This is a genomic window from Microcystis sp. (assembly GCF_048564745.1).
GTDB classification, from domain to species: Bacteria; Cyanobacteriota; Cyanobacteriia; order Cyanobacteriales; family Microcystaceae; genus Microcystis; species Microcystis ichthyoblabe_A.
In genome coordinates, this window is the sequence record NZ_JBLZRT010000143.1 from 1 (window position 1) to 11,054 (window position 11,054).

Below are 11,054 nucleotides of genomic sequence, written 5' to 3' on the forward strand. Positions count from 1 at the left end.
GAATCGATCAATGCAGTTGTTTTCTTTCGAGGTGTCGTCATTAGTAAGAAAGCTACCCGTTCCTTAGCCGGTATTGCTGGAATTGTCGCCGTTGCCACCTTAATCAGTAAGGTTTTTGGTTTAGTCCGCGAACAGGTAATCACCGCTGCTTACGGTGTTGGGCCAGTGGTAAACGCCTACGCTTTTGCCTACGTTATCCCCGGTTTTCTGTTAATTCTCCTCGGTGGTATTAACGGACCCTTTCACAGCGCTTTGGTCAGTGTTTTGGCCAAAAGAGATAAATCCGAGTCCGCGCCGATTGTCGAGACTGTCACCACCCTAGTCAGTGGGATTTTATTAGCTGTCACCTTCTTTTTAACAGTTCATATTTATCCCCCAATGTGAAAATTGGCCGTCTTTGTAGGCAAGGGTAAAACTGGATAAATAATCTTGACCGTCTAAATCGAGATTAAAGGCAGAAAAGCAGACGTACAGACTACGTTTATCAACGGCGACAGAGCGACTAAAAATTTTACTGAGAGTATTGGCAGTCAGTCCAGTTTGTTGGCTAAGAATGTCTAAGGTGCAGCGAGTGTTTTGTTTTATTTCCCAATTCACTTTAGCACGGTGCAGTTTTTGGTAGCCGATGGAGGTTAGGATTACGCCGCGCTGGCGAGAGGATTTACCCTTTGACTGTTCCATAAGTTGTCTCATCAACATAGAGATTAGCAGAATTTTCCATTATGGTAATCAGTGGGAATACAAAAAATTACTTTTTTTACAATATTTAAAGTTTGCGCTAGGAGTCAGGATTTTAACTAGGTGAGATCACCGATGATTCTCCTTGAACAGTTATTATGTACTTAACCTATGGGAGTCTATCGTTATTTAGCGATTGAATGATGCGATCGCCGTTATGCTTCATCAATTTCCCATAGATTGTGATTAATCCCATACGGCATTTTCATAATGATTTAAAATGTGATAATCTTTGGTTAGCAAAATATGGTTATCTACTGAAGCGTTACTAATAATTAAGCGCTCAAAGGGATCACGAGTCCAGTTAATAATGACAGACTGATTAATAATTAAATTAAAATCTTTTTTACATACCTTTAAATCAAGGCAACTTACTAATTCTAGAACAATGTCGTCTAATTTTTCAGTAATTCGCCCAATTTCGTATAAATATTGTAACTCTAGCCTTACTATCGGCGAAATATAGAGTTAATTCTCGTTAATTAGATGTTTGGCGCAATCGCTTAATTTAGCAGTTAGTCCTGCATAAAGCCAGACAACAATATGAGTATCAAGGTAAATCAAGGTTTGTCTCCTGTTCCCAACTGATTTGTACAAGATCATCGGGATCGCCAATAATGGCTTGAGGACGATAAATTAATTTTTGTAATTTATCTACGGTTTCAACGGGACTAATGATTAATCGTTTGCCGTTGCGCTCAATTTCTAGGGGTTTTCCTGTGTTGAGAATTTCATCGAGCAGTTGGTCTAGGTTATTTTGTAATTTACTTGAGGTGACGCTTTTCATTGCTGGTCAAGGGAGTAGGGAGTTTTGGGGACGGGAGATGTTCGATATTATAGCTATTGCTGTTATGCTTGATAAATTTCCTGACGATGCCCGATTTTGTGGAGATAAATAATGAAATACTGCTCTAAGCAATCAAATTCTAAGTAAGATTATTAAAATTAGAATCTTGGAACAAAATCCGAAAGTTCTCTTGGGTGAAGTGTTTGTCATGGGTTAAGACTTCTATAACGCCTCTTTGTTTCATTACAATCATAGAGATGCAATCTGTGAGGCTATAGCCTTTATCTAGACGGTTGGCATAAAGTTCTACACCTGATTGAATTAAATAGGAATCAACGCTAATAATTTGCAGATTTGGAGAGGTTCGGATTTGGCGATAGAAATTGACGACACCTTGTTTCATGGGTTGATCAAATTTGGCAAAAAAGTTGAGATATTCCACCAAGACTAAATCGGTTGTAATTAAAGAATAATCTTGAATTAACGTACTAAAAGCTCGCACTTGTCTATGCCATTGATCTTTAGCATGAATCAAGGCAACCCAATAAAATGTGTCGGCGAAGAGGGTCTGCATTATTCTTGAGGAGAATTGCCATAAAGATAGTAATCCAAGTTGGCCGCCGCATCGGTGGGGATCTGGTCAAAGGATTCTTCAGGGATGGTGGCGATTATTTCATCGGCGATTTCCCAAATCGGTTTGTTAGTTTGCGGGGAAGGGGCGGAAGTTTTACATTCCCAATCTTCTTGATCCACGATAGGACTGACAATATCCCCTAAGGTTTTGCCTTTACCGATTAAATGAGCAGGGGTCGTGCGTTTTACCTGGGTCGAGGGAGATGGTTCTTCTTCAATGATAAGGATGGCGCGGAGGGTCTGTGCTTTGGGTTTTTCCCCTAGCCATTGGATATGATCGCCTTCGATGGTCACGTCATAATGTTTGAGCATGGTTAAGGTTCTCTAACAATTTTCTTAACTAAGTCTATGATATTGCAGTGATAGTCTAGTTTAGTCTGAATTTAAGAGGTTCGGCAGAAAAGAGTCTATATTGTTCTTGAAAGTTAGGGTTAGGCGATCGCGGTTATGCTTCTTTAATTTCCCAACGATGCCTAATTCTAATGATCTCGGTTATTCTTCTTTAATTTTCCGACGATGCCCGATTTTGTGGAGATCAATAATGGGATTCTGTCTGAGTTATCAAAAAAGAATAGTTAGACCTTCTTGGGTAAAATGTTTATCATGGGTGAGTATTTCATAAATTCCCATTTGTTTCATCACCATCATTGAAATGCAGTCGGTAAGGCTATAGCCTTTATCTAGACGATTGGCATAAAGTTATATTCCTAGCTTTCTTAGTTCTTGATGGTAAGAAATTAGTTGAATGCTGGGATCATCAAGAATACTGTGATAAAGTTCTACGGCCTTACCGCGCATAATGTCGCCTTGTTTGGAGAAATGAGCAAAAATTTCATCAACAATACCGTCTGTCATCACTAGCGATACATGAGGGTTAGATTGGCTCCATTCGATGACTCTGAGATGCCAAGTGTCTCTAGGACTAAGCAACGCTATCCAGTAAAAGGTATCGGCAAAAATTATTTTCATTCTTTACGTTTTGGTGTGCCATAAAGATAATGATCGTGTTGTTCGGCTCCGTCGGTGGGGAGTTGAGCGATAATTTCTGGCGGAACATCAGCCATAATTTCCTGAGCGATTTGCCAGATGGGTTTACGAGTTTCAGGATATTTTTCTGAGCGTACCGACAAGAGGAAGTCGAGAACTTCTTGTAGGAGTGGCTCGGAGCTTTTTTCGATTTCCTGTAGGAGTTGTTCTTTGGCTGTCATGGCTGGTTTGGGATGGGGGAATACTCGATATTTATAGAATATTATAGAGATTTATCGGGCGATCGCTGATTGTATCGCGGTTTCTCCATCAATTCCTTCGCCTCTTCAAGAAAGTCCCCTTTTTTAAGGCTTCGGCCGTGAGCTCAGCCGAACGGGGGATTTAGGGGGATCAAACTCGATTGCCCATTGTTGATAGCGATCGCGTTTACTGAGTAATTGCAAAGCTTCGGCAATGATTTCATCTGGATTGGCATAACGCCCTGTATTTAAGTAGGTAGGCGTTAAAAGTTGTCAGACACCCCCCTTATCAAGGGGGGCAGGGGGGATCCCCCCGCCTATCGGCACCCCCCTGATCAAGGGGGGATCAAGGGGGGATTAAAGGCAAAATCCATTTTTAATTTAATTATAACCAGCTACTTAGTTTCGCTTCGATCAGCTTTTGGTGTTCGGGTTTTAAGGTTAATTTCAGGGTCGTTAAGGCTTGGCTTTTTTTCATTATCGGTTTATCGCTATGGAATCATCCCAGGGTTGCGGAGGCAAGAGGTTTTTCTCGTTTCTGCGGTGGGGTGGGTTTCTGGTCTGTGGAGATGGCTAAGGTGGGATGCTGGCATTGCTGTTTTTGGGGTCTTGGGTATGAATCAAAAGTTTTGGGTTGGAGAGTGGGAAGATTGTCAGGATGTTCTGACAAGGCTTGGGCTTAAGTTGGTAAAGTTGGGGATTTTTCCCAAGTTAAGGATTTTTGCGGGAGGATGGAGGGGCTGGAAGTTAGGCGGGGTAAGGACTTGGGGAATTTTACTAACTTTTTCCTTAAGTTGGTAAACTTTGGTTGTGTTGGCTGTTGAGATAAGATAAATTGCTCTTTAAGTTCGACTTAATCCTGATAATTTGGGAGAAAAAATCAAAATGGTTGTTGACAGTTCCGTACCCATTGATTATGAGATTATTCAGGCTGGACAGGCTCCAGTCGTGATGATAAGTCTGCTCACAGGCAGTAAATTTGAGGGCGGTCGCTCAGCTGGCATCTTTACTGCCGACGACCTAATCAAAATCTTGCTGTATGTCCGCGCTGCCAGGAAGCTACCGCAGCGCATCGAAGACATCAGCAGCAACAGCACAGGCATTACTGGGCTTGAGCCTGGAGACATCATCGATTTGTCCAAAAAGATCACTGACCATGCTCACCGCTGGACACCAGTCGAGAATCTGGTAAGAGACCAGGCTTCTAAACTCAAATACGCATCGGATGAGATCGTTAATGTTGGTAAAGACGTCACCGATACTATCAACAGTATGGATAATGACATGATTCAGGCGCTAACCGTCGACGACCCGAATGTAAAAATCCCAATTAGTAACAAGGACAATGCAATTCAAAAGACATTGTTAGAAATCATGGCAGATTTAAAGGAACTCTGCCTCGATCGCCAGCAAGAGACGCGCAGGGTGCTTACGGCAGTGCGTGACTACAAAACCGAGCTCTCTGGTGGCACCCTATCGGACAACACAACAGTGATGGGTCTTGAGCCATTGCTCTCACGGAAGAAAGAGCTAGCAAAGAAAGCCATGTCGGATACTGAGATCATAAAACTCCAAGGGGATATTGATATCCTTGAAAAAGAGATCAATCAACTGAGGAAAGACTACGACAAGTATGTCGGGCTTGCATTCACTGGTATCCTAGGCGGAATTATTGGTATCGCCATTACAGGCGGCATTTTTGGCGCTAAGGCCGAGGCGGCTCGGAAAACAAAGAACTCAAAGATCGCGGAGCTGGAGAAGATCTCCAAAGATATCAAGAGGAAACAGGAGGTACAGGGCATACTCAATGAGTTTGCAACCCAATTTACAGATATTGAAATGCGTCTCCTAGATGCTGAGCAGTCCCTATCGCACCTCGACTCGATGTGGAGTGATATGGTCGCAAACATTGATGGATCGTTAACCAAATTGGGTAAGGTCAAGGACAGCGATACTTTGAGTAAATTTCTTCGTGATTTTAAAAACATTGTCCGACCGTGGGAGATCGTGGGTGACATGAGCGCCAAGCTTTCGAATGTCTTTGACCAGGCTATAGAGGAGTTCAGAAAAACCTACACTTCCCAGTGAAAGCTCACCTCGATATATTTCCGCGTACAAGCCACGCTTTCCAAACACTTTTCAAACATAGGATAAGGTCATCATGAGCACTATGCAGTTTTCCAATTCTAAAGCTAGTATCCCGAACTTTCAGTCTGTGGCAGATTCTGTCAAAACTATTAAGCGAAGCGTTCCTGCGATCAGCGATGGAGCATATCCCTACCTTACCGATCGCCTTACGCTCGCCGCCGTGGTAGCAGACGACCTTGAGACAAAGATCACCGAGACTCTTGCCTTGCTGCCAGTCTCGTTGGACGCCACGAAGGTAGTCCAAGAGCTTCTACAAGACATTGGTAAGATTGACGAAGCCCAACGCACGGGCCAAATTTCTACTGAGCAAGCTAACACCGAACGGGCACAGTTGCAAGGCGAGCTGAATGATGCAGTCTCATCCCTCCTCACAGACTTTAACAATGCTGCGACTAAGCTTTCTGAGTTTGCCAATCGCCTCTCAAAATTTGGGGAAGAAACCGAGGTGCGACTTAAGGATGCCATAGCCACCGAGACAGCAAACAATGAACGCCTAAAGCAAGACGTTGATCGTGAGTCCGCTCGTCTCAAAACCCTTAAAGAGCGCTATGATAAGCTATGTGCAGCTGTTGATAAAGCGCGGGGTACGCCGACCAAAGATATTGTTGGACTCTTGCCAGATGAAAAGGAACTGTCGAGCCTTCTTGATGCTGGCCTAGGCGATGCCGCTGCTCCAGAGGTTGCAGTCGCGAAGAAGTCAATCGAGCTAGCCATAGGGCAAATTAAGAGTATATTGGCGGTTGTTGACAAGACCATTAAATTCAACCAACTCGCCCAAATGCGCAATGAAGTCAACAAGGCGCTAACGACGCAGCGCACTGTGGTAGACGCCTTTCAACAACGTCTGCAGGCGCAGAACGCGACGCTATCACTGCGAGAAACAATTGGAACGGCGGTAGCGTCCATGACAGCGCTTGCTACGGAAACCACTAAGCTGTCCACAGCATTCTTTAGTTTCGCGACAACACTTCGAGATTTGAACAATCAGGCGGTTACGGAGGATACCTTAATGACAATTATCAACGACATGGAGTTTTATGTAAACCAAGCTCGCAATGAGCGTCACAAAGTCATCCTTTCTTAAATTGTTGTTCCGAACACGATCACCGTTCTTAATTGGGTGCGTTCCACGCACCTTTTACCTTTTCAAAACACTTTAATCTAAATTGCGATGAGCTAACATATCCTGCGTCATTCATTGCCGATACTGTCAGGAATCGTGGCGATCATTATCGTCCTCCAATCAGTCCTTCCTCTGAAGACATTGTAACATCAATCCCTCGCACCCTTAAACCTTTGGCGATCGCCTGAGAAACCCCTTCATCCAGTGCGATCGCTATCTTCTTGTTAATTAAACTTTAAAATTGCGATCATTTTGGTTTTTGAAAGAGAGATCGCTGTGCTAACCTAGTGGACAGAAAGTAATCTACAAGCGATCAGTTGAAGCCATGAGTGAAGCCGTTGTAACACTTCTTAGACAGTTCAAAAAACTTTCAGCTAGAGAAAAATCTGAGTTCCTTTCAGCCAGCCTGAGTCCGACTGGAGACTATGGTGATTGGAGTAATGATGATGCAGTTCTTTTTGCCGCTCAATCGTTTGCTCGTCTAGATGCAGAGGAGGAAGCAGATGGGGAATCCGAAGCCAGTTCGTAGCGAAGTTTGGTTGATTGATTTTGGGATAGCAGCAAAAGTACGCCCCGCTCTTGTTGTGAGTGAACCTTATGGAGATGAGGATCGAGCTTTGATTGGTGTGATTCCTCATAGTTACTAATTCTGTACGCAAATATTGCATCTAGAATTAGCTTTGTACGCTTTGACCCGTACTGGGTTAACTACGAACCTCTCTATCGGATTCCCGCTAAAGGCGGCCTCTCCGACTACCTTTCTTCCAATATTTAAGGAACCATTAATATCTGCTCCATAGAAATAACCCGACGAGCTTCTGAATAGTCCTCTTTTAATTCTCTTGCCTAAATAGCTTTTTTGCTTTTGAATAGACTCTAAGTCTAAGAAACTACATTTAGAGGTATAGCTTTCATTAGTTGTTTTGACCTCTATTCCTACTAAATTTGCTTTATAGGTAAGTTGTTCGATAAACCTTGAATGAGGAATATTTACGAATGACTGGTTATTTCTATCTCCAATATTAATGTTTTGTTTCCAGCCTTGATTATGACCAATAACTAAAAGGTTAATTTGATGAGCTAGTAATTTATCAATAATATATTTACTAGCGGTGTGGAGGTAATAATCCACCTTGCAATTACGCTTTAAAGTTAAACCTTGTATTCTTTTACTGGTCTTCTGTAGACTGGGTAATTCCGATTTGAGTTTAGCTAGTGTCTTGTTGTACTTTTGATTGCAGGATTTTAAGGCTTTTCCACATACTAAAGTTGGCTGAAATTCGGGAATATTAGAGGTAACAGCAGCTAGGTTATTTAAGCCTAAATCGATAAAAGCATATCTTTCTCCCTCTTGACTTGATGAGGATGGTTGTTCATAGACAATCTCTAAACAATAAGCACCCAATTTAGGAATAATCCTGACCTCTAAAACTTCCTTTAAATTAGTTTTAAATTCTAAATTAGTCCCTGATAGCTTGATTAAACCTTGCTTCAACGCTTTTTTAGAAATGGCTTGATAGTTATAAGTTAAAACGTTTCTACCTTTTTCCTTGTCTTTGTATCTTGGCAACTTAGGCTCTCCTGTAAATTTATCTGGCGATTTTTTGTATTGTTCTTTCGCTTTTTGGTAGGATTTAAAGGTTTTTTCTACTTGCTTTAATACTAACTGACTTACTTTGGCGGGTAAGGCTTGATAATCTGGACTCATTTTTAAGGCATGATGTAACTCAGTCATTGTTAAAAATGGTTGATGTGAAAAGAAAACTTGACGGTTTAAATAAACAGCACAATTATACAGATTCTTCGATAAAAATCCTAATTTATCAATTACTGAATAATTTTTGTGATTAAATTTAATTAGATGTTTTTGAACTAATTTCATCATTCTCCTCAAGGCATTTAATTAAACATTCTGTCTTTCTATTTCGTCGTCTTAATGAGTATAATCGAGCGCAAAATGAGGTAATTATGCTCACGAAGTCTTGCATTAAATCGTCTTTTCTTTCTTCTGCTAGATTAACGACCTCTATATCTCTATTTGTTTGAGTTAAAAGAACTTTCAGATAATTAAACCCTACTCTGCTTAAACGATCTTTATGTTCTACGACAATCAAATTATAATCAGTTTGTTCTAGAAGTTTTAATAATAGCTTTCGATGATCATTGACTCCACTTCCTACTTCTTTAACTACTCGAACAATTTGATAGCCTTTCGCAATACAATAAGCTTCCAATCTTTTTGCCTGAGTCTCTAAGTTAGATTTATTTTCTGAACTAGAAACTCGCGCATAAATAGCTACTTTATTTTCACCGCAAGAACGGTCATCTTCAAAAATAATAATTGTTCCTGTAGGAAGACGTTCTCCTTGTAACTGCCCTCGATTCCACATTCTCCAAGCAGTGTCATAACTGATCCCTTTTTTCTTAGCATAATCTGATAGTTTCATGTGCACTGCAATGTAAACTTGCACTAACCATATTAGCAGTTGTTTGCAGTCATTTGCATATACTTTTTACAAAACTTTACAATACAACTAGTATCAGAGGCTCCCAATATGAGATTCAGATCGACCTTCCCTTTCTGAAAAGAAAAGGTGCCTTCCTACTTCAGGGTTTTGTAACCGTTCCTCCACCCTATTTTGTGAAAAAGCTTGGAATGCTATCGGAATCACAGATGAAATTAATTGAAAACGGGCTGAAAGATTGGCTCCGCCTTTAATAATCGTCATATAAACCTTCGTCTTCTGGGGCATAACTATTCAAAAAAGAAGAATGAAGGCGATCGCTAACCAAGGTTTTGGGCTGAATGGTAATCACCCACTTCCCTTTACCAATTCCTTGCACAATAGAACTGGGAAGATTGAGTTGCTCCCCTTCTTCAATTTCTACTTCAAAAGCTAATTTTAATAACTGATTTTTCATAAAACAAAAACACTTATAATATTGAAGATGTTAGCACAGCGCGTAGAAGCATCAGTGATCGCCATCATCTTTGCAATAAAGCATAAGCTAACTATTCCTCATCAGAAGCCCCAATCAGTCCTTCCTTTGAAGACATTGTAACATCAATCCCTCGCATCCTTAAACCTTTGGCGATCACTAATGACTAACATGGTACACCCAAGAAATGTCAATTCCATCCCAACCTAAATACACCTGTAAAGAATGTTAAGTTTTTAACCCATCAAATCCTGACATTAATCCGTATTGTTTCAATTTTCGTTCAATCCTGATGTATTTCTGCTGATAACTGCTTCACTTTTCTAAAGGATTCAATTATCCCACCAATCGAAAAGCAGCATCAATCGGCAATTGTAACGGTAAGGATTGATTCCAGCGTTTCGAGAAAAATAAAATCTCCAAATTCTCAATCTCCCCAGAAGTCGGATTTAGACGAGCGACAATTTCATCCCCAATCTCCTCCGACTCTTGATCTGCATAGGGAGAACAGACATCTACATAAAGAATATCTCCCGTCGGGTCATAGCGAAAAGTTAGATTTTTTTCCATACCATTATTCCCCCTGTAATTTTTCGGGCTGTGTATATAGTCACGATCCAATGACGACTAAGAGCAGTTTGGGAAACCACCACCAGAATTAAAAATCGTCCCGTCCGAATCGTTGAAAACCACTTAGAAAATAACAACGCCTTTTCATCATGATCGCTAGAACGAATTAAATCTGGATCAGCTAAAGTCTGGGCTAATTGCTCCTCATAATCGGGTAATGTACCCGGATGGCGATCAATAATATGCTGTTCTCGCTCATCGGTTAATTCAACCTCTACCTCTAAATAACTACAGAAAAAAGACCTTGCCAAATTTTCTTCATGTCTCCAAAACTGATCTTAAATTTAAAAACCAAAACTTAATCATCGGCGATCGCTGCTGCCAATATCAGAGACATGAAACGTGAAAACAACTCAGCCTTGGGACAAAGCATAAACTAATTGCTCTTGATCAGAAGCCCCAATCAGTCCTTCCTCTGAAGACATTGTAACATCAATCCCTCGCATCCTTAAACCTTTGGCGATCGCATGAGAAATCCTTTCATCCAGTGCGATCGCTTTAGCCTTGGCAACTGCGATCGCTGGTGGGCATTGTTAAGTTTTCTTGAACGGGCGATTTTCGTGATCAAGAGTAGAACCATCAATATTTATGGTTCGGTTGGCTCTTGGTATTATACGGATGTCTGTGGGGAAATGGGTGTTATACATTCCAGTCAAATTAAATTTGACAACTAGAGAGCGCTTTTCTGCGGGAACACAGAAACGGGTAGAATCGATCAATGCAGTTGTTTTCTTTCGAGGTGTCGTCATTAGTAAGAAAGCTACCCGTTCCTTAGCCGGTATTGCTGGAATTGTCGCCGTTGCCACCTTAATCAGTAAGGTTTTTGGTT

14 protein-coding genes and 3 pseudogenes are annotated in these 11,054 nt (G+C 41.2%); 6 read left to right on the forward strand and 11 right to left on the reverse strand.

Features of this window, described 5'->3' with window-relative positions; all coding sequences use genetic code 11:
* A pseudogene (locus tag ACOCD9_RS15595) lies at window positions 1-363 on the forward strand (lipid II flippase MurJ); the annotation flags it as partial.
* Here the strand turns inward: ACOCD9_RS15595 and ACOCD9_RS15600 are convergent.
* The 6 genes and pseudogenes from ACOCD9_RS15600 to ACOCD9_RS15625 form a co-directional block, all read right to left on the reverse strand.
* Complete coding sequence (locus ACOCD9_RS15600) at window positions 355-681, reverse strand: hypothetical protein (protein ID WP_287703959.1); 327 nt, start codon at window positions 679-681, stop codon at window positions 355-357. The pseudogene ACOCD9_RS15595 and the gene ACOCD9_RS15600 overlap by 9 nt on opposite strands.
* A 607-nt stretch (window positions 682-1,288) precedes the next feature.
* A complete protein-coding gene (locus ACOCD9_RS15605) occupies window positions 1,289-1,525 on the reverse strand; it encodes a type II toxin-antitoxin system Phd/YefM family antitoxin (protein WP_002769357.1) in 237 nt (78 codons plus the stop codon).
* A 139-nt stretch (window positions 1,526-1,664) separates the two neighbouring features.
* Window positions 1,665-2,099 carry a type II toxin-antitoxin system VapC family toxin gene (locus ACOCD9_RS15610; protein ID WP_287703957.1) on the reverse strand — a complete coding sequence of 145 codons (435 nt, stop codon included), beginning with the start codon at window positions 2,097-2,099 and terminating at the stop codon, window positions 1,665-1,667.
* Window positions 2,099-2,470: a hypothetical protein gene (locus tag ACOCD9_RS15615; RefSeq protein ID WP_287703955.1), complete on the reverse strand. Its 372-nt coding sequence runs from the start codon at window positions 2,468-2,470 to the stop codon at window positions 2,099-2,101. Before ACOCD9_RS15615 ends, ACOCD9_RS15610 begins: the two co-directional genes overlap by 1 nt.
* A gap of 249 nt (window positions 2,471-2,719) precedes the next feature.
* A pseudogene (locus ACOCD9_RS15620) lies at window positions 2,720-3,127 on the reverse strand (type II toxin-antitoxin system VapC family toxin).
* Entirely contained in the window at window positions 3,124-3,366 is a 243-nt protein-coding gene (locus tag ACOCD9_RS15625) for a hypothetical protein (RefSeq protein ID WP_002797536.1), read from the reverse strand. Before ACOCD9_RS15625 ends, ACOCD9_RS15620 begins: the two are co-directional and overlap by 4 nt.
* An 885-nt stretch (window positions 3,367-4,251) precedes the next feature.
* On the opposite strand from ACOCD9_RS15625, the gene ACOCD9_RS15630 reads away from it, so the two are divergent.
* The 3 genes from ACOCD9_RS15630 (at window position 4,252) to ACOCD9_RS15640 (ending at window position 7,184) form a co-directional block, all read left to right on the forward strand.
* Complete coding sequence (locus tag ACOCD9_RS15630; RefSeq protein WP_419547917.1) at window positions 4,252-5,472, forward strand: alpha-xenorhabdolysin family binary toxin subunit A; 1,221 nt, start codon at window positions 4,252-4,254, stop codon at window positions 5,470-5,472.
* A 73-nt stretch (window positions 5,473-5,545) separates the two neighbouring features.
* Window positions 5,546-6,616 (forward strand): alpha-xenorhabdolysin family binary toxin subunit B, encoded by a 1,071-nt coding sequence (locus ACOCD9_RS15635; protein ID WP_287703950.1) that lies wholly within the window; start codon window positions 5,546-5,548, stop codon window positions 6,614-6,616.
* 364 nt (window positions 6,617-6,980) lie between these two features.
* The gene (locus ACOCD9_RS15640) at window positions 6,981-7,184 is read left to right on the forward strand and encodes a hypothetical protein (protein WP_002797544.1); all 204 of its coding nucleotides are present in this window, start codon (window positions 6,981-6,983) and stop codon (window positions 7,182-7,184) included.
* A 114-nt stretch (window positions 7,185-7,298) separates the two neighbouring features.
* On the opposite strand, the gene ACOCD9_RS15645 is transcribed toward ACOCD9_RS15640, so the two are convergent.
* The 5 genes from ACOCD9_RS15645 to ACOCD9_RS15665 form a co-directional block, all read right to left on the reverse strand.
* A complete protein-coding gene (locus ACOCD9_RS15645) occupies window positions 7,299-8,537 on the reverse strand; it encodes an RNA-guided endonuclease InsQ/TnpB family protein (RefSeq protein WP_104396151.1) in 1,239 nt (412 codons plus the stop codon).
* Window positions 8,509-9,102 (reverse strand): IS607 family transposase, encoded by a 594-nt coding sequence (locus tag ACOCD9_RS15650; RefSeq protein WP_419547918.1) that lies wholly within the window; start codon window positions 9,100-9,102, stop codon window positions 8,509-8,511. Before ACOCD9_RS15650 ends, ACOCD9_RS15645 begins: the two co-directional genes overlap by 29 nt.
* Before the next feature lie 268 nt (window positions 9,103-9,370).
* On the reverse strand, window positions 9,371-9,577 hold the full coding sequence (locus ACOCD9_RS15655) for a hypothetical protein (RefSeq protein WP_002760310.1): 207 nt from the start codon (window positions 9,575-9,577) through the stop codon (window positions 9,371-9,373).
* 354 nt (window positions 9,578-9,931) lie between these two features.
* Complete coding sequence (locus tag ACOCD9_RS15660) at window positions 9,932-10,165, reverse strand: DUF2283 domain-containing protein (RefSeq protein ID WP_002769319.1); 234 nt, start codon at window positions 10,163-10,165, stop codon at window positions 9,932-9,934.
* Window positions 10,150-10,476: a hypothetical protein gene (locus ACOCD9_RS15665; RefSeq protein WP_419547919.1), complete on the reverse strand. Its 327-nt coding sequence runs from the start codon at window positions 10,474-10,476 to the stop codon at window positions 10,150-10,152. Before ACOCD9_RS15665 ends, ACOCD9_RS15660 begins: the two co-directional genes overlap by 16 nt.
* 216 nt (window positions 10,477-10,692) lie before the next feature.
* Between ACOCD9_RS15665 and ACOCD9_RS15670 the strand changes: the two genes are divergently transcribed.
* Both ACOCD9_RS15670 and ACOCD9_RS15675 read left to right on the forward strand, forming a co-directional pair.
* A complete protein-coding gene (locus ACOCD9_RS15670) occupies window positions 10,693-10,899 on the forward strand; it encodes a hypothetical protein (RefSeq protein WP_071839444.1) in 207 nt (68 codons plus the stop codon).
* Window positions 10,844-11,054, forward strand: a pseudogene (locus ACOCD9_RS15675) (lipid II flippase MurJ); the annotation flags it as partial. The gene ACOCD9_RS15670 and the pseudogene ACOCD9_RS15675, both read left to right, overlap by 56 nt.